This is a genomic window from Gracilibacillus thailandensis (genome assembly GCF_010994055.1).
Taxonomy (GTDB): domain Bacteria; phylum Bacillota; class Bacilli; order Bacillales; family Amphibacillaceae; genus Gracilibacillus; species Gracilibacillus lacisalsi.
The window spans coordinates 40,574-66,616 of sequence record NZ_WJID01000017.1 but is presented as its reverse complement, the minus strand read 5'-3'; the positions used below and the strand labels follow the sequence as shown (position 1 = coordinate 66,616).

Sequence of the window (26,043 nt, the reverse complement as noted above, 5' to 3'; positions counted from 1 at the left end):
ACTTTAAGATTCCTTCAAAGAGGAGGATTAGCGTGCAAAATAGCCAAAATAATGAAACCGCTTACCAAATTAGCGATCAGATAAGGAAAAAACACCGTATTCTCATTTCTACCGCTGCAATCATTATTCTCTTTTATATATTGTTTCCTATTGTTTTATCCAGCTTTATGTCAGAGCAAAATATTTATTTTCTCCCTTTGGCATGGGGGTATGTCCTCTTATTATTTCTAATGACTTGGGGAATTGGGGTCTGGCATTTCTTTTTCACGAAATCATTTAATCGAAAGCTTGATGAAAGAGGCGAACAAGCCAAAGCCGGAGGTGACCAATGAATTTTACCTATTTTATCTTTTTCGTTGTTATAGTAATAGGTACGCTGGTCATTACCCATTGGGCAGCAGAGCGGAGTAGAACAGCGCATCAATTTTATGTGGCAGCAGGTAGCCTGTCCGGTATGCAAAATGGGATGGCGATAGCTGGTGATTTCATTAGTGCGGCTTCATTTCTTGGAATTACTGGATTAATCGCGCTTTATGGTTATGATGGGTTCTTGTATGCCACAGGTTTTCTTATTTCTTATGTGATATTGTTGCTATTAATTGTGGAACCGATCCATCGGCTTGGCACCTATTCTGTAGCAGACGTGGTCGCTGCTCGATTTCCAGGGAACCGGATGCGTGCTGCCGTAGCCATTAGTGGTATTTGTATTTCGGTTTTATATATGATCCCACAGCTCGTAGCTTCTGGTTTACTGATTCGTCTTTTACTAGGGGTGGATTTTCGAGTAGCAGTGAGCATTATCGGTGTGTTAATGACGGTGTATGTTGCATTTGGTGGAATGCTGGCAACATCTTGGGTTCAGATTATCAAAACTGTACTGCTGATGTGTGGAACATTATTAGTTGTTTTTATTTTGTTGTCCTGGCTGAATTGGGATTTTTTTGGTCTAATAGCAGATGCGGTAGAGCAAAGTCCGCATGGGGAGTCATTTTTTTATCCTGGAAATCTGTTTACTAACTCCATAGACAAAATTTCACTTACCGTAACCTTAATGCTTGGTACTTCAGGACTTCCACATATACTAATTCGGTTTTTAACGGTGAATAATGCAAAGGAGGCAAGAGTATCTGCCATGTCTGCCTCATGGATCATTGGCTTGTTTTACATTATGACACTTATTTTGGGTGTCGGGACCATTGCACTTGTTGGAAGTGAAACATTGATACAGGCAGACTCCAGTGGGAATCTAGCGGCATTATTGTTAGCAAAGGCAGTCGGTGGTGATTTTCTAATTGCCTTTGTGATGGCTGTTGCCTTTGCTACTATCATTGCTGTAGTAACCGGGTTGATTTTTGCCGCAACGTCTTCTTTTGCGCATGATATCTACTACCATCTTTGGAAGAAAAAAAGGGTTGAAGAGAAAAAACAGCTACAGGTTGCTAGAATGGTTGCTGTTGTGATCGGCATATTGTCGATCCTCTTATCGATCGGAATGGAAGAGAGTAATGTTGCTTTTCTTGTATCCATCACCTTTGCGATTGCAGCTTCCACGCTATTCCCTTTGCTGATTCTTACGTTTTACTGGAGGCGATTTAACAGAATCGGTGGCTATTCTACACTATTATCTGGTTTTCTTACATCCATCATTCTAGTTGTGTTAGGTCCAGAGGGGATTGGTATCTTACCACTCTCTAATCCTGGTATTCTATCAATCCCTGCCGGCTTTGCTGGTGGTGTGATCGGTGCGATGGCAGGAAAGAAAGACGAGAAAAGCTATGAAGATCTTTTCTTAAAACTGTACAGCGACAAACAGGAGGCTGTTTCGCATGATTGACCTCACCATCGTTTTATTTGAAAGGATCGGTTTGCTTTTGCTAGCGGCATTTATGTTAACCCAAATACCGGGGTTCCGTTCGTTATTAGACAGAGATTTTGCCATTGATACCGTGATTTATCTAGCGATTGTATTTGGATTTATTGGGATATTGGGGACGCACACCGGTGTGTTAATCGAAATGGATACATTGGCACTTGAATCGAGAATAAACGATGTGACATCTAATGAGGTCTTGATCGGTTTCAGTACGGTAGTGGTCATGATTGCTGGCCTGCTTGGTGGGCCATATGTTGGTCTTTGTACAGGAATTATTACGGGGCTTTATCTGGCCTTTATTGGTGGAGATGCTTGGATTGCAAATAGTTTGATTAACCCATTGGCAGGTTTAATTACGGGGTGGACAGGTCAGTTTTTTTCGGATGAGCGAGTCATTGCACCGGGCAAGGCATTATTTATTGGGATGTTCCCACCGGTCTTGCATATGGGCTTGCTGTTGATTTTTATTTCCGATCAAGAAAAAGGTGTAGAGCTTGTCAATACAATTGGCATCCCGCTTGTCATTACCAATGCTGTTGCGCTTGCCATTTTTACGATGGTAATCCGAGCTGCACTTAATGAAACGGAAAGAGAAGCAGCGATTGAAACAAATCGAGCTTTATCGATTGCTGAGAAAGCTTTGCCGATACTTCAGGATGCTTCCTTAATTTCAAATGCAAATAAAATGGCGAAGCTTCTCTATGATGAGTTGGATGTAGCTGCAATTGCGATTACAGATAAAGAGAAGGTGCTTAGCCATGTCGGTCTGGGGGATGACCATCATCGGTTAGGGGAGCCGCTTAAAATGAGGCTATCACACAAAGCACTTGATACTGGAGATATACAGGTTGCTTATGACAGGGAGGGGATCCAATGCCGATCTGAAGCCTGTCCACTGAAAACCGCGATAATGGTACCGATTTATCGTTCTGGCGAGATAATTGGTCTGATTAATTTATATTTTCGCCATTCCCAACAAATTCGGGCTGTAGAAATCGAACTTGCTAAAGGTTTAGGCACTATTATCTCTAATCAAATCAGTGGTTTTGAAGCGGAGAGGATGAAAGAACTTCTGAAGGAAGCGGAAATACGAAATCTTCAGGCACAGATAAATCCACATTTTCTATTTAACACCTTTAATTTGCTTCATTCTTTGATGCGAGTCAATCAGGAAAAAGCACGTCATATCCTCATACAGCTAAGTCACTATATGCGTGCGAACCTGTCCATCGCCAGCAAAACGCTAATTCCTTTGAAAGATGAACTCGCGCATGTGAATGCCTATGTGGAAATTGTAACTGCACGTTTCATGGATCAGCTCATCATTAACATTCATATTGATCGAGATCTTGAAGATGTATTGATACCGCCAGCAACATTGCAACCCCTTATTGAAAATTGTATTCAACACGGGCTAAAGAATAATCAAATCAAAGGTAAAATTGATTTAACTATTAAAAAGAAAGAAGAATGGGTTCATATTGAGGTTTGCGATAATGGTAAAGGTTTTTCAGATGATATGCTTGCATTACTCGGAACAGAACCCATTGATCAACAGAATGGTAATGGTACAGCCTTATATAATATTAATGAACGGTTGAAAGGAATTATGGGAGAGAAGAGTCGGCTACACTTTCGCAACAATCCGGAAAAAGGAAGTTCCGTTTCATTTAAAATACTTGTTGATACAAGGAGTGGCATAAATGAAGATGTACGTGATGATCGCAGAGGATGAGCGTCTTGGACGGGAAGAACTGTCTTATCTGCTTGAGCAGGAAGAAGATGTGAGCTTATGTCCAAGTGCGGAGAATGGCGAGCAATTAATTCAGTTGTATCATGAATATAAGCCTGCTGTCCTGTTTTTAGATATACATATGCCAGGCCTCACCGGTTTGGAAGTGGCAGAGACATTGCGTAATGAAGAGGGGGATGAGCCAGTAATTGTATTTACTACAGCTTATGACACCTATGCTGTTCAAGCATTTGACCTTCAAGCGACAGATTACCTATTAAAACCTTTTGACAAAGCTCGTTTTGACACCGCTATGAAACGAGTAAGGGAAGAACTGCAAAAAAAGCAGCAAAAAAAGCGAAAAATTGATAAACTGATTATTTCTACTGATAATAAAATGGTGGTTGTGGATCCATTGCAAATCGGTTATGCAGTCCGTGAAGGAAGACAGTTGCTTTTACATATGTTATCAAATGAAGTTATCGAAACAAAAATGAATTTAAAAGAGTTAGAGGAAAAACTGGCTGCCTTTCCTTTTTACCGACCGCATAGAAGTTATCTCGTTAATCTTGATGCGATCGAGGAAATTACTCCGTGGTTTAACGGAGCCTATAACATTGTAATTAAGGATAAAAATAAATCGCAAGTTCCGATGAGTAGAACGGTAGCCAAAGAATTTTTTGATGTGTTACAAGGGTTAAATTAACCATTCACACAATTCATTCAACATTTTAAACAGATAGAACAGCATTTCAGGAAAATCTCGAAATTGAATCAATTATGTTTAATATACTAAATACAAATGTTAGAGTATTTAGTATTTTTTTCTGCTTTCAAAGAGGATGGGCTTTGAAAGCAGAAAGTAACACTTCTGGTTTTGGAGGCTTACGGATGGTTATTACCGTGGCGAACTTATAGTAGGCAGGAGCTAATTCATGGTAATTTGTAAGCGTTTACTAAAAACTCTAACATTAATAAAAGCAGGAAGGGATGGGAATAGTCAATGAATCAAACACTCAATGAAAAACAGAGATGGTATTGGAAGAAAAATATCCAACTGATCACAGGTTTGCTTATTGTTTGGTTTTTAGTTGGTCTTGGTGCTGGAGTTCTGTTTGCTGAACCTCTCTCTAATGTTCAATTTTTAAATGTATCGTTATCGTTCTGGTTTGCACACCAAGGTTCGATACTGGTATTTATCATTCTGATACTTACGTATGCCATTCGGATGGATAAACTCGATAAGCAATATAAAGAAATGATAAAGGATGGGAATTAGACTTAGGTAAGCAGGTATAAGGAGGGTTTTCATGAGTGTTGAAGTTATTACGATTATTCTGGTACTTATTACATTCGCTGTTTACACAGGAATTGGTTGGTGGTCAAGGGTTCGAGATACATCCAATTTTTATGTCGCAGGACAGGGAGTTCCAACTGTAGCCAATGGGGCTGCCATTGCTGCGGATTGGATGTCTGCAGCCTCTTTCATTTCGATGGCAGGACTGGTGGCATTTTTAGGATATGATGGAACCATTTACTTAATGGGATGGACTGGTGGTTACGTTCTCTTAGCATTACTACTTGCTCCATATTTACGTAAATTCGGGAAGTTTACAGTTCCTGATTTTATAGGTGACCGTTTTTATTCAAGTGGTGCTCGTGCGGTAGCAGCAGTTGCAACCATTTTTATTTCGCTTACGTATATTTCCGGTCAAATGCGCGGGGTAGGAATTGTTTTCAGTCGTTATCTTCAGGTTGATATTGTTGTAGGAGTTTTGATTGGTATGGCTATTGTTGGCTTTTTTGCATTACTTGGCGGGATGAAAGGTGTCACTTGGACACAAGCGATTCAATATTTTGTTATTATTATCGCTTTTTTAATACCGGCGTTTGCCATTTCGTTTCAGTTAACAGGTAATCCCGTTCCGCAACTCGCCATAACAAGCAGTGATATTGTTGATCGCTTGGGACAAATCCAAGTAGATCTCGGTATGACGGAGTATATGGCACCATTTACAGATCTTTCTATGATTAATGTCTTTATGGTTACGCTAGCTTTAATGGCGGGAACGGCTGGTCTTCCTCACGTAATCGTCCGTTTCTATACGGTTAAAAGTGTCCGTGCAGCTCGTTGGTCAGCGGTTTGGGCAATCATCTTTATTGGCCTTCTTTATTTAACTGCTCCTGCAGTTGGTGCATTTGCTAAATACAATCTAATTGATACGATCGCAGATAAGCCAATCGAAGAAGTTCAGAGTATTGAGTGGGTAAGTAAGTGGGAAACAACTGGTCTCTTACAATTAGATGATGTCAATGGTGATGGAGTCGTGAATTTTACTGGTGGTGAGGACAATGAGGTCTCCATTGATGGAGATATTATCGTGTTATCGACTCCAGAAGTGGCAAATCTGGCTCCTTTTATTATTGCATTAGTTGCAGCAGGAGGTTTAGCAGCAGCATTGTCAACGGCATCAGGTTTATTAATTACGATGACAAGTGCTGTATCACATGATATCTATTATCGGATCTTTAATAAAAGTGCTTCAGAATCACAACGATTACGAGTTGGCCGGATTACCTTACTCATTGCACTGGCTATTGCAGCATATGTCGGCATAAACCCTCCTGGATTTGCTGGAGAGGTTGTCGCACTTGCCTTTGGTTTAGGTGCAGCAAGTTTGTTCCCAGTTATATTGTTAGGTATTTTTGACAAGCGAATGAATAAAGAAGGTGCAGTCGCAGGTATTATTGCTGGTTTGAGTTTCACATTGATTATGATCGGTGCGATACTCTCCCCATCTATTTTTGGTACAGAAGCACCGATCTTAGATAGTTTCTTCGGTATTAATGCTCAAGGTGTCGGGGTGGTCGGGATGATACTGAACTTTATTGTCAGCTTTATTGTGTCCCGGATGACTCCAGAACCGCCTAAAGACATCCAAGAATTAATCGAAAATGTCCGTGCTCCTGAGATAGATGAGTAATCAAAAGATCAAGTGGCAGAAAGGAGAGAAAAGATGAATGGGACTTTGGTTTTAGCTGTTCTTTTAGTCGTCTTATATCTGTTCCATCCATGGATGAATATCAAGACGTTTCAAAAGGTGATCGGGATAACCCTGTTTCTTGAGATCTTTTATTTAATTGGTCACTATCTGATGAACTGGCCATTTCCTACCCCGATTACTTTGGTACAGCTTTTTGTTGTATCAGGTATGGGTGTTGCTTTAGGAGTTTTTTTCTCCCGGATTTGGCCACTGCCGCTAGAAAAAGGCTTCGAGCGGATTTTTCGGACGTTTCTGATCGCAATCCCTTCCCTCGGTTTTGGTATGGGATTGCAGGTCATTCTTCAAGGAGCCCATGCGACACAGGCTATTTATTTAATTTTTGCACTTGCTGCATGGCTTGGGTCTAGCAGATTTGTACGTCAAGACAAGGCGGTTATCACTTCTAATAAAAGAATAGAGGGGACAACATAGCGAAAAGGGCTCTCTATAAGTTATCGTTAATGACTTATGGAGAGCCTTTTTTTATAAGGAAAGTATATAACCCGCGGCATGATAGTGTTTTTGTATCAAAGGGGTAATTTTCAAATGATATGTAGACGGAAAGCATCACTCCGGCTGCCCGCTTCCGTTTCCACGGGAACTCCTCAACTAACTTCGGTACCTTTATTATCGGGAAAACCTCTTATGCTACTTGGTCGTTTTCCTTGTAACTATATTTATACCGGGAAAACTCCTCATTTTAATAGGCAGATTTCCCGGTTAATTCCGTTTTACCAGGAAATCTTACCAATACATTCAGTGGTTTTCCTTGTATTTAGATACGTCAAAAGAAAAGTGAGCAACCTGAATGGTGGTAATATCGTCAAGATATTTTATCTACACCAAAGTAGTTAGGTGCGTTTTGTCCAACTTATTTAATTTTTCCATTTGTGTAAACAAATCTAAAACTGGTATATTATAGGAAATAAATGATTTTGAATTGCGTTGTTCACGAAGTCATAAGAAAGTTGGGAGAGCGTTTTATGAGTCAGCGGAAAGCTTTTTTATTGATATTGGTTGCTGCTGTACTATGGGGGACAACAGGTACAGCTCAAAATTTTGCACCATCATCCGCACATCCTGTAGCTATTGGGGCGATTCGTTTAGCGATAGGTGGAATAGTTTTATTAGTGTTTGTAGTCATACAAGGAAAATTTTATATCAAAAGGTGGCCCAAGCTGACGACATGCTTAGCAGCAGTATCGATGGCAGCTTATCAACCACTTTTTTTCTCTGCGGTATCTTGGACAGGGGTAGCGGTTGGTACGGTGGTAGCAATTGGGAGTGCACCAATATTAGCGGGATTACTAGAATGGTTATTCTATCGACATATCCCTGACAGAAGATGGTGGTTGGCTACTATTTTAGCGGTAGCAGGTTGTACATTGCTAGCTTCGAATCAAGAGACCGTTACCATATCACCATTAGGGATTCTGATGGCTGTTGGAGCGGGGTTATCCTTTGCAGCATATACCTTGTTTAGCAAAAAGTTATTGGAACAACATCGATCGGAAACGGTTGTTGCAGTGGTGTTCACGTTGGCCGCGATTTTATTATCACCAATTTTATTCTTATATGATTTTTCTTGGTTATTGGAATCGAATGGCATTATCGTAGCATTACATTTAGGAATTTTAGCAACTGCGATCGCTTACTTATTCTTTGCCCGTGGTTTGTTAGGTACTTCCGCAGCAACAGCTGTGACACTTTCACTTGCAGAACCACTCACCGCATCTATTTTAGGAATGGTAGTTGTAAAAGAAGTAATAACTGTACAAATACTTATTGGTTTAGCCCTAATCTTTACCGCGCTCGTTTTCTTGTCGATTCGAAAATCGTCACTATAACATTAATTAACCTCTTCTAATAGATAGGCTGTATATAGATTATATCTCATATTATGCATGATTTTTGAGCATAATAAATATATGAATACTATTATTGGAGGTTACTTATGCGTGATAAAATAATTCATCTAACATCTGGTGAGATTGCTACACTGTGGACGGGCTACATGAATGATAGTATGTCGAAATGCGTGTTAAAGTTTATGCTGCAACATATTGAGGATCCCGATATAAAACCAGTTGTTCAGAATGCTTATGACATTTCATCGAGTCATCTTGACAGCTTGCTTACCATTTTCGAGCAGGATAATTATGTACAGCCTAACGGATTTGTTGAACAAGATGTAAACTTGGATTCTCCATGGCTTTATACCGATTTATTTTGCTTAAGTTATATTAATCATATAGCAAAAGTAGGGATGGTTTCCTATAGTGGATCTGTCGCTATGAGTGACAGAGAGGATATACGAAATTATTTTACAAATGCTCTTAATGAATCAATAGAGCTTTTTAATCGATCAACTGAAATAGCTTTAGCCAAAGGAGTAAATGCAAGACATCCATATATCGAAGTCCCAAAAGAAACGAATTATGTCGATAGCAAAAAATATATGAGTGGTTTGAACCCACTGACGCAAAAACGACCATTGAATGCTATCGAAATTTCCCATTTGTATATGAATATAGAGACAAATACAATAGGTTTAAAGTTATGTTTATCATTTGCCCAAACCTCTCCAACAAAAGAAGTACAAGATTTTATGCTGAGAGCAAAAAAAGTCTCCCAAAAGCATATTAAAGTTTTCACTGATACACTCTTAGAAAATGATATGGATGTTCCAGAGGTTCCAGATCTCGCAATAAGTGATTCGACTACTAAAACGTTCTCTGACAAGCTAATAATGTTTCATATGTCACTACTCATGTCAGCTGGAATTGGTAATTATGCTACTGCTGCAGCTGCCAGTCAACGAAGTGATTTGATGGTCGATTATGAACGTCTGTCGTTAGAAGTATCAAAGTTAGCCAAAAGTGGTGCAGACATTATGATAGAGAACAATTGGTTAGAACAACCACCAAGAACGAAAGATCGCGAAAAATTAGCAAGAAATAAAGAAGGATAATCTCAAAAAGTAAATAATTTGTCAAGCTCCGAGCGCCCAGAAACTAGCACGAATCGTCCTAGGATAAGTCATCATCGGTCGTAAACTCACCGTGATACCTTTATCTCAGTTGATTCTGAAGCCGCTACGTTTCTAAACGGGCGCTCTGCACTTTTTTTATCATGAATTATATAACAAAAGGATGTATCTTGGGAACTGCTCTCTATTGATATCTTATGGAGTTTCGCTTTCTCATGAATATTTGCAACAGAAATCCTACAAGCATCCCTGGTATTACACTTACTATTGGTAGCCATAATGGCCCTAAGAGGACCTCGAACAAAGTGAACGTTGAAGAATAAATCGTTCCCACCGTTACGAAATACGCAGAAAATACAAATGGCAAGTAAGCATAGGGCTTCTTATCACCGCCTGCATCACGATATGCATCCCACATAGCAAAAAAATATAAACATGGGTAAAACATGAGCCATTGAAAGTTTGCTGTTGCAATAGCCATATCAATTTGGCCATAAAAACTAAAAATAATGATTTGGTTTAAATGTGACTGAACATTAATTAAAAACTCTAATCCAATTAAGATAATCCCCTTAACTATTCTTCCATTGAGCACTTGAGCGAATCCTGGTAATGCGATACTCCATAGTATAGCCTCAGATGCTTTCACATTTCTTGAACCTTTCTGATAGTAGTTTGATTTTTTGAATTATTGGGAAAAGCGGTGTGTACCTTTTATTCAGTGATGTTACTGTAGTATTACGGTTCATTATTTACACCTTCTTTAAGTATTATCAAGTTTAGTGTTCCAGATAATGGAATAAATTATAACTAAATTTATAGATTAATTTAAATTATCTTTGCTGTGATAAAATCCAAATGTAAAAAAAAAACAAAAATATATGCTAATTTTTTTTCTTCCAAGGAGGATCCCCATTTTGATGGAGTTTTTGATTTATTTTATAAATAACATAGGGCACTATAAAAGTTAATAAAGTACAGATCAAAATTAATTTTTTAGGTAGTGTACCTAATATAACTTCCCACATGTTTATCTCTCCATTCCTACGTCTTTTACTTTATCCGAAGCACCAATATTCCTTACAATAGCCTTAGCAGATATTTCTACAGTACTTTGTGAAAAAAGATTATCTCCATGTTCCCAATTACCCTTAATCTTCTTCCAGTCTTCATAGTGTTTTTGTCTTAGTATGTTACTGAAATCGAAAAAGTCAATCTTTAATTCGTCCTGTGCTGTCTCTACTGATTTGGTTACGATTTCCTCTATTTTTTTATTGATTTCCTCTTCAATTTTATCTATATATGCTTGATCTTGAAGAGATTTACTACCAAACATTTCAGCAATGTATCCTTCTGTATCAATTGAGATCGATATTTTTACATTTTCCTTGTTTTTAGCATTTATTTTTATGGAACTTCTTGCGTCACTTATCTCATATATCATGAGCTCTCCATCTATTTGGAAATTTAATATGCCATTTTTAATATCTCCTTTTATTAGTCTGAAACCCTTTATGTCATCACCCATAAGAGTGCCGACCTGCTGATCTGATTTTCCGTCAAATACAGCTACACCATTATAATTAACATTCTCCGCTGATGATGTAAGAAGTGGAAGCATATAACTGCTTTCATTTAACAAATATCGATGCAATAAGCCTATCCGAACCGGTTCAATTAACTCTAAAGATTTTACATTGTTTTCCATAATTTTATCGATGAATCGAGCAGGAAGCTCCTCAGTTTCTGACGTTTGTCCAAGCACATCTTTTGCAGCACCATCAGATATCATCACTTTTATTCCTCTACGCATTTCATGATCACGAATAAAAGCATCTACAACACTTGAAAATAAATTTGGTTCACTTGCGACTTCACTTGAAACAATCAAAATTTTTAAATGTTCATAGTTAGGAATCCAGTTTGTAAGACCTAACATTTCCCTAGAAATTTGAAATGCACTCTGCCCAGTAACAGATATATTTTTGAATGCAAGTTTATCTCCTCCATCTTGAGTGGGGCTGGATAAATTACCTGGTATTACAAACTGACTAGTCAAAGTTATGTCATATTCACCTTTTTCTTTTTTATCATCCATATCGATCGCGCTTCCAATAACAAAGCCTCTTTCATCGATTGGTAATTCATCCCAACACCCTGTAAGTAATACTGCAATGGTGCAAAAGAGAAATGGAAGAAGGTGTTTCATGTTACTTCACTCTCCTTATTTTAGCGATAACATATAATAAAATAACAACAAATACAGTGTATAGAACCGAGCTATAGCCAATAATCGAAGCAAAGGCAGATACCTGTACGAAATCTTGTGGGGACATACTTGTAATATATACAATGGGTGCAATGATGAAGATAAGCTTAATTTTACTCATGTTTTTAAAAATGGTGTTAACTGCGAGTACAGCAATGTCGAAGGCCATTGTAGTTGTATTGAAAATAGCCATGATCCAAATAACGAAAAATAATGATTCAAATCGTTCCAAAATACCACCTGGAATTTCCGCTATTTTAGCTAATTCGATGGTGGGATACTGTAAGTTGGAAGTAACAGAGTTTCCGAAAACTACGATACAGCTAAGGAATAGGGCTAAATATAAAACAACAGGGATACACATCCCTAAAACGGCCATTTGTGGGGCTTTGTTAGGTTTTTTAACAAGTGTGATATAAAACCAAAGTATACTAAATCCTGCATAAGACAATATACTATTTTTAGCTCCTTCCACATATCCGTTAAAACTAGACTCAAAAGTTGGGGATAACAAGCCTAGGTCAAACCATTTTATATTAAAAACAATAACAATCAATGCGACAGAAAATACGAATGGTAAGAACATGGTATTTAATCGGAATATACCTATTCTAGAACCTGCTACGGCATAAATGATCAATAGTAGAAAAGTGAATGAGATGATCTCTACTGGTGTTTCTTGTAATAAATAATGCTTGGCAATGTCAGCAATTTGTCGAACTTGTAATGAAGTTACTCCCATCGATAGAATGGAGAATAGTAATGTTAGCAATATTGCTATAGGTTTTGAGACAATAGCTGATGAATAATTTATAAAAGACTGATTTGGAAAGCTTGTTGAAAGTTTAGCAACAAACCAGGTGATGATAATAGCAATCATGCCTCCGATTAATATAGATACCCAGCCATCGGACGCTGTTGTTGCAGAGGCGACACTCTGTGGTAGAGAAAGAATGCCTATACCAATCACAAATGAGGGTACGGCGACTAATATTTGCTTTTCGGATATTTTATCATCAGCATATTCAAATTTATTCATTACCTATTCTCCTTATCCGTTGACTGCTTATCTTTTGTTTCCATATATTGAGGCCTTTTTGTTAACAGTGGAATGGGTTTTCGGAAAATAAGATCTTCCCAATCCTTAAAGAAGGTAGGAGCAAATGGTGTGGAATATGGAACCCCGATACTTTTAAGGTTAACAATATGAATGTTTACCATAATGTAACCGATAATAATGCCGTAGAGTCCAAACATTCCCGATAAGAATATAAACCCAAACAGAATGATTCTAAAAGCAATTGCAAGACTATATGCTGGTAAGGCAAACGATGCAATTGCATTTAGAGCAACAACAATTACCATGATCGGACTTACAATTCCTGCTTGTACTGCAGCATCCCCTATTACTAGTCCTCCAACAATTCCAATCGTTTGCCCAATTGTCTTTGGTAATCGTGCCCCTGCTTCTCGTAACAACTCCATCGTAACAGCCATAAGCAATGCTTCTATTAAAGGGGTAAAAGGAACACCCTGCCTTGATGCCGCAATCGAAAAGGTTAAATTGGTTGGGATCATTCCAGGGTGAAAAGAAACTAGCGCAATATATAAAGACGGTAAAAATATAGCAATAAATGCTGCTATATACCGTAAGATTCTTAATAAGGTCCCTATAGTCCATCGCTCATAATAATCCTCAGGGGATTGCATAGAGCTCCCTAACGTAGTCGGAGCAATTAAAACAAATGGACTACCATCAAGCATAATGACAGCTTTTCCTTGCAAAAGCGCAGAAGAGGCTTTATCCGGTCGTTCTGTATTCATAAGTTGAGGAAATGGAGAAAGATAGTCATCCTCAATCCATTGTTCAACAAATCCTGATTCTGGAGCATCATCTGTGTCAATGGATTCTAATCTTCTATTAATTTCTTTTAAGATGTCCGGATGAATGACATCAGCTATATAAGTTACTACTAGATTTTTCTTGGATCTTCTACCAATTTGATATGTCTTAAATCGTAAATTTTGGTCTTGAATATAACGGCGCATCAAGACGATATTCGTACGTAAATCTTCTACAAAACCATCCCTAGGGCCACGAATCAGAGATTCTGTTATAGGTTCTTGAATATCACGTTTATCCCAGCCTTGTGTACTGATTATAAGTACTTTGTCTAGTCCATCTAAATAAAGAACTGTACTCCCGCTTAAAATTTCATTCGACACATCATCCAATGTATAGCCTTCTTTGATGGTAGATGTAGATAGAATTTCTTGATTTAATATATCCAAAAGCTTTTGTTTATTATCGGGTATTTGTTCACGTACAATTTTCAGCTGTAAATTTTCTATAATATGATTTCTTACATAAGCACCGTCCACCAGTCCCTCTATATAAACCGTGGCACATTTATGCTCTGAGCCTCGGATAGTAAATGTTCGAATTACCAGATCATCCGGTTCGTCTAACAATGTTCTTAGATTTCTAAGATTCTTATCTAGGCTTTCAACTAATTGAATGTTATTAGAATCATCTTTCTCCCTTACGGTTTTTTTGTTACGATTTAAGAATGAATTTATGCGTATTTTAACCACCTCAAAAATTTCGTTCTTCCCTTTTGTTTCCCAATTTTAACTGTTTCTATACAAAAGAACGGGATTAGAAAATATGTAGTTGGCAAAAGAAATAGTCGGGACTTTTTTGATGCAGTTTATCAGATAGGAAGATGTTGAGAAGGAATGGGGATTGGTAGAAGAAACTGTTCCTCACAATCAGTTAAAACGAGTCTCATTCTTATGACTAAGAATGAGACTCGTTTTAGTGGCTTAGACTATTTGCCGATTCCAATGTCGATGAACGGCAACCTCCTTTATAAATTCATGGGCAAAGGTGTTCATGTTATTTGCAATCACCACGCCGGTCTTACCGTCAAAATCATTGATTTCAAACCATTGGATTCCTTCGTGTGTAGCACCTATTGTCTTATAATGAGAGAATGCTTCGTCAATAAAGTACGCTATATCCTTATTAAATTTCTTATTTCTGTCACTTCCTCTAATCATATATACTGCATCAAATAACACTGAATCAGCTGTTAAGTTCGCATGATCAACTTCAAGCTGTGTGCCATTCATTCCTGTTATGATGCCAAGTTTTTCACTAACAATTTCGGGCTGGAGACCGGATGCTTTTAGGGAGGACAATACATATTTTACATCAGCATCATGAAAGCCATCTGTGACAATAACAGCAACCGAACGAGAAAAAGCACTAAATGTTGTATTCTGCTGACTAAGTGCAGGAGATGCTTTTGTTATATTCGAACCACCTGATTTAGGAGGAACTACACCGATATCTACAGCAATTGCTATCGCTAATTCTAAGTTCACGTTAGCAAACATATCAACTACTTGTTGTCTAACAGATTTGCTTTTCACTTTCCCTAATTCAAATCTAAATGCGTTAATAATATGCATTTTTTCCGTTTCACTTATACTGTTCCAGAATAAGGTCGCTTGAGAGAAGTGATCTGCAAAACTTTTACTTCTACCTTGGACTTTACGCCCTTCTACTTTTTCTTGGTAGTGTTGATAACCTCCTTCTGCAACACTTGCTTCTGATGGAGTATTCCCAGCCAATGAGTTCTTGTGGTAGCTTACTTTACCAACGTTAATCGTTTGTCTGTGATAGCCATCACGTTGATTATTACGGAATGGACAAACCGGTCTATTAATTGGAATTTCATGAAAATTTGGACCACCAAGACGAATAAGCTGTGTATCTGTATAAGAGAATAATCGTGCTTGTAAAAGAGGGTCATTGGTAAAATCGATTCCAGGTACTACATGCCCAGGATGAAAGGCAACTTGTTCTGTTTCTGCAAATACATTATCGACATTTTGGTTTAATGTCATTTTGCCGATAATTCGAACAGGTACGTCTTCCTCCGGCCAAATCTTCGTGGCATCTAAAATATCAAAATCAAAGGCAAACTCATCTTCTTCGTTAATGATCTGAACACCCAATTCAAATTCAGGATAATATCCATTCTCAATCGCTTCCCATAGATCGCGGCGATGAAAGTCAGGATCTCTTCCAGCTAGTTCATGTGCCTCATCCCAAATAAGAGAATGGGTACCAAGCGTAGGTTTCCAGTGAAATTTCACAAAATAGGCTTTACCTTGTTCATTGACAAAACGGAATGTATGCACGCCGAAGCCTTCCATCATTCGAAAGCTTCTAGGGATTGCTCGATCAGACATAAGCCACATGATCATATGAGCTGTTTCTTGATTGTTAGCGACAAAGTCCCAAAATGTGTCATGTGCTGATGATGCTTGTGGTATTTCATTGTGTGGTTCCGGTTTAATTGCATGTACCATATCAGGGAATTTAATACCGTCTTGGATGAAAAAAACTGGTATATTATTCCCGACTAAATCAAAATTGCCTTCATCTGTATAGAATTTCGTAGCGAACCCGCGTACATCCCGAACAGTATCAGCAGATCCTCGAGAGCCTACTACTGTTGAAAAACGAACAAACACAGGAGTTTTAATGGTTACGTCCTGTAAAAATTTTGCTTTCGTAACATTTCTCATACTTTCATAGAGTTGGAATTCACCATGAGCTGCAAATCCACGTGCATGGACAACCCGTTCAGGAATTCGTTCATGATCAAAATGAGTCATTTTTTCACGGAAATGGAAATCTTCCATTAAAGTGGGACCACGCACGCCCGCTTTGAGTGAAAATTCATCTTCTGATACTTTTAGCCCTTGATTGGTAGTCAGCTTTTTTCCTTTATCATCAACACGAAACTGATCTAACTGATGGTCTTTTTTGTTCGTATGTCCCTTGCGTTCATCGGCCATTTTCATACCTCCTTCTTGTTACATGATATGAAGAAGTATTTGGGATTATTTTCATTTTTTGTTGCGTGATATGTAAGGAGGGACAAAAGTATTTTCTATGCCGTCTTGCAACCCCCACTGAAGGAGATATCCCCGGAAGCGTCGTCCTGTTCCGAGGAAAAAGAGTTCCCTTCCGAGGATAAACGACTATATTCATGGAAGGGAAGGAGATATCCCCGGAAGCCCCGTCTCTGCTCCGGGGAAAAAGAGTTTTCTTCCGAGGATAATCGATTATATCCATGGAAGGAAAAGAGATATCCCCGGAAGCGCCGTCCAGTTCCGGGGAAAAAGTGCTATACTTCCTGCTTTGAATTGGTTGTCTTTTTTTAAAGTTTTCATTTTTCCTGATTTTTCTACTCCATGTTATATGATTGGATAATATGGTTGATAAGCAGGATTCGTATAATAAGGTGGTCTAGATCCAATCGCAGGCAGTTGCCAAGGTGTTGGATTATTGTCGTATAAAACATTTTCCTTATTCCGAGATTTCGGAATCAATAAGTACTTTACTTCTGGGTTGTAATAATAGCGCATTGTTTCACCTCCTGATAGCAGGTTATGCTTTCTTTTATCTTAGCGAGCTAGTTTATTTTAAATTCTTTGAATCAAAAGTTTTCATCTATAAGACAAACACGACATTCGCCTATATGACATAGAGTACTTTTAGCAAGATTAAAAGGAGGTTTTTACATGTCTGATAACAGGCCGAGCCATGAAGAGTATCCCATGTATCCGAATTACGGAAAGATAACCCAATATGAAGAGGTAGCCTTGACAGTGCCTGAACAACGTCAATATCGCCAACCTGGTGTAGAAGATTTAATGGTGCCTAAGCCGATCGTTGAAAATCCTCAATATCAGGGAAGTGGGAAGTTAAAAGATAAGGTAGCACTTATTACAGGTGGAGATAGTGGAATGGGGGCAGCAGCTGCGATTGCTTTTGCAAAAGAAGGAGCGAACATAGCGATTGCTTATTTAGATGAACATGATGATGCCAATCGAACTAAAAACCGAATTGAGGAATTAGGCCAGAGTTGTTTGCTATTACCGGGAGATTTAAGAGAAAAGCAGCAATGCAGTGCGATTGTGGAAAAGACAGTAGAAAAATTTGGTCAGCTAGATGTTTTATGCAACCATGTCGGAATTCAATTTCAGCAGTTAAGTTTAGAAGATATTACAGATGAACAGTTTGATGACACGTTTAAAGTGAATATATACTCTCATTTTTATACAACAAGAGCGGCACTAAAATACTTAAAAGCAGGTAGTTCGATCATTAATACTTCCTCAGTTGTTACATTTTACGGATACGATCAATTAATTGATTATACTGCGACTAAAGGAGCCAATATTGGCTTTACACGTGCACTTGCCAGAAATCTAGTCAAAAAAGGGATAAGAGTCAATGCCATTGCCCCAGGGCGTTTTTGGACACCATTAATACCTTCCAGTTTTTCTGCTGATGAAGTTGCACTTGCAGGTAACCCGATGGATCGCCAAGGTCAACCGTTTGAAATCGCCCCAACGTTTGTCTATCTTGCTTCAGATGATTCCCGCTTTGTAACGGGACAAACACTTCATGTGAACGGAGGTCAGGTGTTTGGTTAATTCGGTGAAATGATAAGCAGTGTTTTCTTTAAAAAAGTTAACGATAAATTTTATGTGACATTGGAACAATTACTGGTTGTTCCAATGTCTTCTCATAAACAGCGTAATAACCGTAATGATTAATACGAGCAACAAACTGATCCAAAATCCAGGCCGAATACTTTGATCCATTAAAGTCCCCGATACCGCTGCTGCAATAAATAGTAATCCGATAGATGCGATCACCTTGTTTAACAGTTTTATTCCTTTTAAAACACTCCATGATGAAAGGATAATAAATGCCCAATTGAAAAGCAATAAGATTCCGGCAGCTGTTGTTATATACTCGTAGATCTTTTCCGGTAACAATAACGCAGTAATAACAGAAGCTGCTAATCCAATTGTGGCAAGTAATAATGAAGGGAAAGGCAGTTCTTTAAACTTTTTCATTTTTTTCGAAAAAATTTTTGGTGCGTCACCGTCTTTTGCCAATGTTACTAACAAAGTGACAACTCCAAATAAAGCAGCAGTCATTGTAGAGAAGCCTGCAACAATGATGGCTGCGTTAAAGACATGTGGAAAAAATGGTAATGAATAATCGGCTAAAGCTGTTACAAAAGGTGACTCACTTGGGTCGAATTTGTCAACTGGAGCCATGATTACTGCTAGACAAAGGGAGATGATGTAGATAATAGCGAGTAATCCTAACATCACTTTTCCGGTTTTCGGCGCATCTTCTTTTTTCTTCAATCGGATTGCCATTAATCCGATGACTTCAATACCGCCAAAAGCATAGAAAGCATATATTAATGATGCCCAAAATCCTTTGTATCCACCGGTAAAAGTATCATCTAAATTAGTTGGAATGCCTGGCTGGGAGGCTGAACCACCTGGAATTCCGCCAGATAGTGCAATGACGGCAATAATAATAAACATAAAAATCGCAGCGGTTTTAATGACTGCTAAAAAATCTTCAATACGGTCAAATCCTCCTGTGCCAAGTAGGATGACCAAAATAGAAAGTACCGCATAAATAGCCGCAAACACCCAAAGCGGAATATTCGGAAACCATGCTTTTGTCAAGATAGCCAAGGCAATTAATTGACTACCCATAATCAATATGCTCGAACACCAATAATTCCAACCACAGCTAAAGCCTGCCCATTTGCCAAATGCTTTTTCCGCATAATAGCAAAAAGAGCCTTCTTGAGGATCAGCAGCCGACATTTTTGCTAATAAATTAAAGACAATATAGGTGCCGATAGCCGCAATCAAAAAAGAAAAAACGATTGAAGGACCGGTAAGTTTGATTCCAATACTTGAACCAAGAAAATAGCCTGTCCCAATCGTACATCCGACTCCGGTCAGTGCCAATTGCCACCAAGCTATTTTCTTTTCTGATGAAGCTGATGATTCACTCACACAACATTCTCCTTATCCATTTAAACTAAACCATGTTTAGTATGGGATAAGGTGATCTAAAATATGAGTAGAATGGCTTGATAACCAAAATAAATGGCAAAACCAATTAAGGAAAGTCCTGTAACAACAGAGATCATTTTCAGTGTTTTCTCTGATAATAAACGACGTGATCCACTGGAGATTAGTGCCATTGATACATCCCAGATCATGACCCCGAGAATAATTGCCGAGCTGTACCAAATCAAATGGAGTGTATCATATTTATCGATTGTGTTAGCTAGTACCGATCCGTAAATTCCTAACCAAAACAAAATCGAGAGCGGATTGCTGATGGAAATCAGAAATCCAGAAGTAAAGGTCTTTCGTAATGAATCACGTTCCTCTCTTAATTGGACCGATTGTGTGGAAACCATACTTTCAATACCTGTATACAAGAGAACGAATGCACCAAACGACCATAAGAAAGTCTTCATAAAAGGAGTTTCTAAAAAATGGACAACCCCAAAATAAACAGCAAGAATAAAAAACAACTCTGCTATAATGGATCCTAAACCGATCATCCATGAGTGCAGGAAGCCATTTTTAATTCCTTGATTAATTTGTGCCGCATTAATCGGACCAAGTGGTGCGGCTAAAGATAAGCCGAGAAACATATAACTAAGAAAAATTGTCAACTGCTTTCACTCCCCCATCATTCGATAACAAAAAGCTTGTACCATTACTATTCTATTTACAGAAAATAAAGATATGAGCAAAAGGAGATGTAATTGATGTATGTCACAATCGAAATAGCTTATTTATCAACAAAAGGAATCCGCACTACTTTTTTTTCAGAGGAAATGGATGCGGAAAAGGCATTGGAAATTGCTAATGATTTTGAAAAATGGAATCGTGCAGAATCAATACAGTTTTTCGATCATCGAGGTAATCGCTGGAACAAGAAAGAACTGGTCTCATATACCGAGGAAATCGTAACAGAACCACATCATGTTACTGTATTTTTTGACGCGGGATTTGATTTAAAAACAAACCAAGCAGGCCTAGGTTGTGCAATATACTATAGACAAAATCATAAGTCCTACCGCATTCGGAAAAATATCGTAGTGTCAGAGTTGACATCGAATAATGAAGCAGAGTATGCCGCATTATTTGAGGGGATTAAACAAATAGAAGAATTGGGTGTTCACCATCAGTCCGTGACATTCAAAGGAGATTCTAAAGTGGTGATCAATCAATTATTAGGTGAATGGCCGTGTATGGATGAAACATTAAATCAGTGGGCAGACCGAATCGAGGAGAAGCTTGAGACAATTGGAATTGATCCGTTATATCAAGATATCACTCGGAAGGAAAATCGTGAAGCACATCAGTTAGCCACGAAGGCTCTCGAAAATGTAGAAATTAATAGCCATATTGAATTGGAGAAATTGTAACTTTTAATCATGATGAACGACTAATAGATTAAAGCTAGAAAATGGAGGGATGACTGTGAAGAGTTGGCTAAAAAAAGTAATGTTATTTGGCCTAATTGCAGGAAGTGCTTTTGTTTTACCGACAACAATTTTTGCTGAAGCAAATGCAGAAGAATTAGAGGGAACGATGATTGAATTGGAAGAAGGTATGAATCATAACGAAATCATTGAGGATGCACAGCAATATATTGAGGAGCATTTGAGTGACAGTTTTGCAGGATTGTATGTTGATCGAGAAGAGAAACAGACAGGTGTGATAGTCTTAATGTTTACTGAGTCTATTGCAGATGAGCACCGCCAAGCACTGGAAGGTTTTGCTAAGCAACCGGAAGATATCGAGATAAGAGAAGTTGATTATACCGAAGAACAATTAATAGAGAAGCAAAGAGAGATTGATCAAGACGGATTTGAATATGATGATTTTTCGATCTATTATACGGGCGTAGACATTATTGACGGTAAGGTAGAAGTTGGAATTGATCCATTAAATGAGGAAAACATTCAGTTTCTTCAGGATAAATACGGAGAAGAATTAATTGATGTCGTGGAAGGTGAGCAGGCAACCACATTAGAAATGACAACAATGGATGCTGAAATGGAAAGCCAACAATTAGAAGATAAAGTGGTAACAACTCAACAAGAACAAGATGACGAGCGTAATTTTTTCCAAAAGATTATCGATACCCTAAAGGGATGGTTTTCATAAGTAAAAGCAACACCGGATTTGTATTCAGTCCGGTGTTTTTTATTTGAAACTCGTAAAAATGGAAAGAACCACTAACCATCTAGGGAAGAGTAAAGATCTATCATAAAAAAGAGTATAAATAACAAATCCATCCAGAGTGAACCAAGTGCCGTATTCGATTGCTACATCAATCTTATATTTTAAATGTAAAGTTTCTTTGACGGTAAAGGGTGCTTTACATTATACTGTCAATAGGGGGGATGGTTTACCGGTGAAAAACAGAATCAAGGAATTAAGAAAAATGCAACGTATTTCACAAGAAAAGATGGCAATAAAATTGGATGTTTCTCGCCAAACGATTATTTCCATTGAAAAAGGAAAATATAATCCTTCGCTTCCACTAGCTATGCAAATTGCAAGATTATTTAATCGTACCGTAGAGGAAGTGTTTATTTTGGATGATGAAGATATAGAATAGAAAGGGTGAACAGCGTGAAAAAACAATATGATCGAAAGTTATTTGTTATTTTCGGAACCGTGTTTCTATTAATGAGTGCGTTATTTAATTGGGCAACCATCAGTACTGGCGTGTTTCCAGCTGGGCATGATCTAATGTTGATTGCTATGACCGTTATGTGTTTTTGTAATGCTTATTTAGCACCACAATTTATTCAGAATGATGAACGTACGAAAAGAATTAAAGAACGGAGTATGTTTTACAGTTATTTTATTAATCTTGGTTATATGGCTATTTTTCTTACATTATTACAATTTAACTTATTAGCTATAACAGCATATCAAACCGTAGCTATATTAGCTGCTTTAACGATTATGACCGTTTTTATCACAATGGTTGTGTTATCGAAACGATATTAATGGGGAGGAAGATGAGGTATGAATAATTGGTATTGGATGATTCTGATACTTATAGGAGCTTTTGTCACCTATTTGATATCAAAGAGAGCACGTAATGACAGGAATGAACTGACGAAGAAGGGGTTTTACGGAATTATTACTGTCTTAGTAGTTATTTTTGTAGTCTCGACTATTATGACTGTCTTTTCAGGTAACTAATCTCGTACATCATCAGATTCTTCTTCATGCTGTACTTGTTCTTGTTTTTCCTCATGAAAAGCTCTATGCTCTTGTCCAGTAATATTGTCAAACGGGGTGTAATAATTGCTTGGACGTTCTTTTTTAATCAATACTTTAAAAGCAACTATTAAAATTAAAACAATGATTAAGAAATAGATTCCAATACTTAAAAAGGAAAAAAACATGATAACCACTTCCCTTGATAGGAATATTATGGTTATCATGTTACATGAATTGAAGCAGCTTTACAAGCAGCCCTCACTTTAACCTTTTGGTAATACAATCCGTTGATACATTTTTACGGTTAACCAATAGTATAGTCCATAAATAACGAGAAATAGACTAATAGGAATCCATATTTTAGTATATGGTTCAATTAAAAGAAACGAGAACATCTCCATTCCGATAAGCACGTGGACAAGGCCGATTAACCCAGGGAAAAGGAAGACAAGAAATAGTTCTTTATAGATTGATTTCTTCAGTTTTGCTTGACGTACCCCAATTTTTCTTAGCATCTGGTAACGACCAATGTCTGCTGTTGCGCTGGAGAGTAGCTTGAACATTAATACGCTAGCCATCATCATTAAGAAAGCAACACCTAGAAACAATCCCATAAAAATGGTACCATTCGCCAGACTTTTTAAGGAGGTGTAATTTGCATATTTACTACCAGTTGTTAGGGGTTCTTCACCTGTATACTCAAGCGCTAATTGGAGATGTCGATTTTCTATTTCTTCTAGTGTATCAGTATAATCAGTAAAATTATCAACTTTTCCAATTAAGACAGTCTGAGTTTCTGCATTGATTTCTTCCCATTTTTCCTGATCGAGAATGTATAAAGAGCGATCACCAAACATATAGAAATTTGCCAATAATTCAGTTCTTAATGCTGTTTGCCATTGTTCAGGCATTGTTTCACCATTATCTGTTTCCTCGTCGTTTGTGTAGATAGAAGCTGATAGATTATTTTCTACACGTACTTCTTCAGTCAATTCGTCCAAGTTACCGGTAAATTCCTTGATCATTGGTGGATTTGCTTGTAAATCATGTTTGGAAAAATAAACTCCATCATCAGTAACACGGTAGGAATAAAGATTCCGCTCTTCGAATTCCCAATTCTCCATTTCAGTTAATTCTTCCTCTGTCGGTTGGTGTACCTTGATATCATAGCTGTGTGTCAGCGAGGATTGAATTTCTGTATTATGGTAAAAAGATAAACCTGCTGTCATTGCTCCTAAACCTAATGCAATGAGCATTGCAACTGTCCCGAGTACTTTGGATAACTGGCTGACACGGAAATCTAACTGTGCATAGGTGAACGCATTGAGCCCTTTTTCATTAATAGATCGAATTCCTTTGATTCTTTTGATGATAAACGGTAACATCGCCATAAAGAAAAAGTAGGTTCCAGGTGTGACGGTTGCCGCAGCAATCAGAACACCTACATGTGCAAGTTCACCCATGTTGATCATAGCAAAGTAACCGACTGTAATGAGCACAATGGCAAATAATGTTCCTACGAAAGTTTTCCAACCTTTAATTACTTTGTTATCAGCTTTTTGATCAGCATGTAACAGTTCTAGAACTGACTTGCGTGCAACTCTGATAGCATTCACAATCGCGGTTAAAAGGAACAATATCATATAGAAAATAACAGTTGTCCATAGAGATGATGCATAAAGCGGCTGGAATCCTTCACCAGAAAAATCAAGTCTAGACATTAACAGTCGGGCAATTCCTTCTGAAAGTCCTACGCCAACGATAAGTCCGATAATAAGTGAGATAATCCCAATTACCAAAGTTTCTAGAAACATCATTTGTGTAACTTTTCCCTTTTTCGCTCCCAAGGTCATATACATACCTAATTCTTTTTGACGCAAGGACATAACAAAAGATGTCGCATAGAAAATGTAAAAGATGGTAACAAGGCCTAAAATAAAGGTTCCAACATGGAAGACAAACACAATGGAACTTATAAGAGCGTTCGCTTCCAGGAATGCTTTATTCTGTGCCAATGTTTCAAACATATAGAAAATCGCAATCGATATCGTTAAACCAAATAATAATACAAGATAATCTTTCCACATCTTTTTCATACTACCAGATAGTAGTTTCACTAACATGTCACTCACTCCTTTCCTTATGACGATTGAATGCTTGTCAATTCCGCAAGCACATTCAGAATTTGTTGGTGGAATTGTTGTTGGTCACCGGATTTTGTGATTTCTTTGTAAAGCGTACCGTCCTGAATAAATAAAATGCGTTCACAATAACTGGCACTTAATGGATCATGTGTTACGAGCATAATAGAAACATCATGATATTGATTTAAATGCTCCATGGTTTTCATTAAACTGTGTGCATTTTTTGAATCAAGTGCACCTGTTGGCTCATCTGCCAAGACAATTGCTGGCTCGTGAACTAGTGCTCTGGCAGCTGCTGCACGTTGCTTTTGTCCTCCAGAGATCGTCACCGGATACTTGGCAAGAATTGATTTAATTCCTAGCTTTTCAGCAACTTGTGTTACTAGAGGTTTGATTTTTTTAGAGCTTACTCCTTGTAAAGAAAGGGGCAATGCGATATTTTCATAAACTGTTAAGTTCTCTAACAGGTTGAAATCTTGAAAGATAAATCCTAATTGATCGGAACGAAAATCAGCTAACTGATTCTGTTTCATATCCGTAATATCCTGACCGGCAATCTCTATTTTTCCGGATGTTGCTTTATCTAAGGTGGATACTACGTTTAGTAATGTCGTCTTACCTGCACCTGATGGCCCCATAATCCCTACAAATTCACCTTCTTTAATAGTGAAGGAAACATTATCTAGTGCTTTATATTGATTCTCAGATTTTTTACCAAATATTTTTTGAACGTTTTCTACGTTTACGACAGATTTAGTCATTGTTTTAATACCTCCAATTTTGTTTTGCTATCTATAGTGTAAAAGAAGGTGTGAAA

Annotated in this window: 26 protein-coding genes; 15 read left to right on the top strand and 11 right to left on the bottom strand. The window is 37.8% G+C overall.

The window, feature by feature from the left end:
• Positions 1-32 precede the first annotated feature (32 nt).
• From GH715_RS07060 to GH715_RS07020, 9 genes are all read left to right on the top strand, one after another.
• Positions 33-332, top strand: coding sequence for a DUF485 domain-containing protein (locus GH715_RS07060; protein ID WP_153834773.1), 300 nt, complete (start codon positions 33-35; stop codon positions 330-332).
• A complete protein-coding gene (locus GH715_RS07055; protein WP_153834772.1) occupies positions 329-1,834 on the top strand; it encodes a solute symporter family protein in 1,506 nt (501 codons plus the stop codon). The genes GH715_RS07060 and GH715_RS07055 overlap by 4 nt, the downstream gene beginning before the upstream one ends.
• The gene (locus tag GH715_RS07050; RefSeq protein ID WP_153834771.1) at positions 1,827-3,608 is read left to right on the top strand and encodes a LytS/YhcK type 5TM receptor domain-containing protein; all 1,782 of its coding nucleotides are present in this window, start codon (positions 1,827-1,829) and stop codon (positions 3,606-3,608) included. The genes GH715_RS07055 and GH715_RS07050 overlap by 8 nt, the downstream gene beginning before the upstream one ends.
• Positions 3,577-4,311 carry a LytR/AlgR family response regulator transcription factor gene (locus tag GH715_RS07045; protein WP_153834770.1) on the top strand — a complete coding sequence of 245 codons (735 nt, stop codon included), beginning with the start codon at positions 3,577-3,579 and terminating at the stop codon, positions 4,309-4,311. Before GH715_RS07050 ends, GH715_RS07045 begins: the two co-directional genes overlap by 32 nt.
• 297 nt (positions 4,312-4,608) lie before the next feature.
• Positions 4,609-4,884, top strand: coding sequence for a DUF4212 domain-containing protein (locus GH715_RS07040; RefSeq protein ID WP_153834769.1), 276 nt, complete (start codon positions 4,609-4,611; stop codon positions 4,882-4,884).
• A gap of 31 nt (positions 4,885-4,915) precedes the next feature.
• Complete coding sequence (locus GH715_RS07035) at positions 4,916-6,589, top strand: sodium:solute symporter family protein (protein WP_153834768.1); 1,674 nt, start codon at positions 4,916-4,918, stop codon at positions 6,587-6,589.
• 33 nt (positions 6,590-6,622) lie between these two features.
• On the top strand, positions 6,623-7,081 hold the full coding sequence (locus tag GH715_RS07030) for a hypothetical protein (protein ID WP_153834767.1): 459 nt from the start codon (positions 6,623-6,625) through the stop codon (positions 7,079-7,081).
• 551 nt (positions 7,082-7,632) lie between these two features.
• Positions 7,633-8,496, top strand: a complete 864-nt coding sequence (locus GH715_RS07025; RefSeq protein ID WP_153834766.1) for a DMT family transporter — start codon at positions 7,633-7,635, stop codon at positions 8,494-8,496.
• 107 nt (positions 8,497-8,603) lie between these two features.
• Positions 8,604-9,620, top strand: coding sequence for a DUF3231 family protein (locus GH715_RS07020; protein ID WP_153834765.1), 1,017 nt, complete (start codon positions 8,604-8,606; stop codon positions 9,618-9,620).
• Between the two features lie 202 nt (positions 9,621-9,822).
• On the opposite strand, the gene GH715_RS07015 is transcribed toward GH715_RS07020, so the two are convergent.
• The 6 genes from GH715_RS07015 to GH715_RS06990 all read right to left on the bottom strand — a co-directional run bounded on the left by GH715_RS07015 (position 9,823) and on the right by GH715_RS06990 (position 17,355).
• Entirely contained in the window at positions 9,823-10,287 is a 465-nt protein-coding gene (locus tag GH715_RS07015; protein ID WP_163578512.1) for a hypothetical protein, read from the bottom strand.
• A gap of 381 nt (positions 10,288-10,668) precedes the next feature.
• A complete protein-coding gene (locus tag GH715_RS07010; RefSeq protein ID WP_153834764.1) occupies positions 10,669-11,847 on the bottom strand; it encodes a Ger(x)C family spore germination protein in 1,179 nt (392 codons plus the stop codon).
• Between the two features lies 1 nt (position 11,848).
• Positions 11,849-12,946 carry a GerAB/ArcD/ProY family transporter gene (locus GH715_RS07005; RefSeq protein WP_153834763.1) on the bottom strand — a complete coding sequence of 366 codons (1,098 nt, stop codon included), beginning with the start codon at positions 12,944-12,946 and terminating at the stop codon, positions 11,849-11,851.
• Complete coding sequence (locus GH715_RS07000) at positions 12,946-14,493, bottom strand: spore germination protein (protein ID WP_163578516.1); 1,548 nt, start codon at positions 14,491-14,493, stop codon at positions 12,946-12,948. The genes GH715_RS07005 and GH715_RS07000 overlap by 1 nt, the downstream gene beginning before the upstream one ends.
• A 240-nt stretch (positions 14,494-14,733) precedes the next feature.
• Positions 14,734-16,782 carry a catalase gene (locus tag GH715_RS06995; RefSeq protein ID WP_153834762.1) on the bottom strand — a complete coding sequence of 683 codons (2,049 nt, stop codon included), beginning with the start codon at positions 16,780-16,782 and terminating at the stop codon, positions 14,734-14,736.
• Between the two features lie 402 nt (positions 16,783-17,184).
• Positions 17,185-17,355 carry a hypothetical protein gene (locus GH715_RS06990; protein WP_163578511.1) on the bottom strand — a complete coding sequence of 57 codons (171 nt, stop codon included), beginning with the start codon at positions 17,353-17,355 and terminating at the stop codon, positions 17,185-17,187.
• Between the two features lie 156 nt (positions 17,356-17,511).
• Between GH715_RS06990 and GH715_RS06985 the strand changes: the two genes are divergently transcribed.
• Positions 17,512-18,429, top strand: a complete 918-nt coding sequence (locus GH715_RS06985; protein WP_153834761.1) for an SDR family oxidoreductase — start codon at positions 17,512-17,514, stop codon at positions 18,427-18,429.
• 69 nt (positions 18,430-18,498) lie between these two features.
• Here GH715_RS06985 and GH715_RS06980 read toward each other — a convergent pair whose 3' ends face one another.
• Both GH715_RS06980 and GH715_RS06975 read right to left on the bottom strand, forming a co-directional pair.
• Positions 18,499-19,830 carry an amino acid permease gene (locus tag GH715_RS06980; protein WP_163578510.1) on the bottom strand — a complete coding sequence of 444 codons (1,332 nt, stop codon included), beginning with the start codon at positions 19,828-19,830 and terminating at the stop codon, positions 18,499-18,501.
• A gap of 56 nt (positions 19,831-19,886) precedes the next feature.
• On the bottom strand, positions 19,887-20,504 hold the full coding sequence (locus tag GH715_RS06975; protein WP_153834760.1) for a LysE family transporter: 618 nt from the start codon (positions 20,502-20,504) through the stop codon (positions 19,887-19,889).
• 96 nt (positions 20,505-20,600) lie between these two features.
• Between GH715_RS06975 and GH715_RS06970 the strand changes: the two genes are divergently transcribed.
• From GH715_RS06970 to GH715_RS06950, 5 genes are all read left to right on the top strand, one after another.
• A complete protein-coding gene (locus tag GH715_RS06970) occupies positions 20,601-21,263 on the top strand; it encodes a reverse transcriptase-like protein (RefSeq protein ID WP_153834759.1) in 663 nt (220 codons plus the stop codon).
• A 55-nt stretch (positions 21,264-21,318) separates the two neighbouring features.
• Positions 21,319-22,008, top strand: coding sequence for a hypothetical protein (locus GH715_RS06965; RefSeq protein WP_153834757.1), 690 nt, complete (start codon positions 21,319-21,321; stop codon positions 22,006-22,008).
• 250 nt (positions 22,009-22,258) lie between these two features.
• Complete coding sequence (locus GH715_RS06960) at positions 22,259-22,465, top strand: helix-turn-helix transcriptional regulator (protein WP_163578509.1); 207 nt, start codon at positions 22,259-22,261, stop codon at positions 22,463-22,465.
• Between the two features lie 14 nt (positions 22,466-22,479).
• Entirely contained in the window at positions 22,480-22,863 is a 384-nt protein-coding gene (locus tag GH715_RS06955; RefSeq protein ID WP_163578508.1) for a hypothetical protein, read from the top strand.
• 18 nt (positions 22,864-22,881) lie between these two features.
• Positions 22,882-23,061 carry a hypothetical protein gene (locus GH715_RS06950; protein ID WP_153834756.1) on the top strand — a complete coding sequence of 60 codons (180 nt, stop codon included), beginning with the start codon at positions 22,882-22,884 and terminating at the stop codon, positions 23,059-23,061.
• On the opposite strand, the gene GH715_RS06945 is transcribed toward GH715_RS06950, so the two are convergent.
• Genes GH715_RS06945 through GH715_RS06935 form a run of 3 tightly spaced genes read right to left on the bottom strand, consistent with a single transcriptional unit; the run spans position 23,058 to position 25,987 of the window.
• Entirely contained in the window at positions 23,058-23,306 is a 249-nt protein-coding gene (locus GH715_RS06945) for a DUF3951 domain-containing protein (protein WP_153834754.1), read from the bottom strand. The two genes, GH715_RS06950 and GH715_RS06945, sit on opposite strands and share 4 nt — an antisense overlap.
• A gap of 39 nt (positions 23,307-23,345) precedes the next feature.
• Positions 23,346-25,205, bottom strand: a complete 1,860-nt coding sequence (locus GH715_RS06940) for an FtsX-like permease family protein (protein ID WP_153834753.1) — start codon at positions 25,203-25,205, stop codon at positions 23,346-23,348.
• Positions 25,206-25,222: 17 nt separating this feature from the next.
• On the bottom strand, positions 25,223-25,987 hold the full coding sequence (locus GH715_RS06935) for an ABC transporter ATP-binding protein (protein WP_018934150.1): 765 nt from the start codon (positions 25,985-25,987) through the stop codon (positions 25,223-25,225).
• Positions 25,988-26,043: the final 56 nt, after the last annotated feature.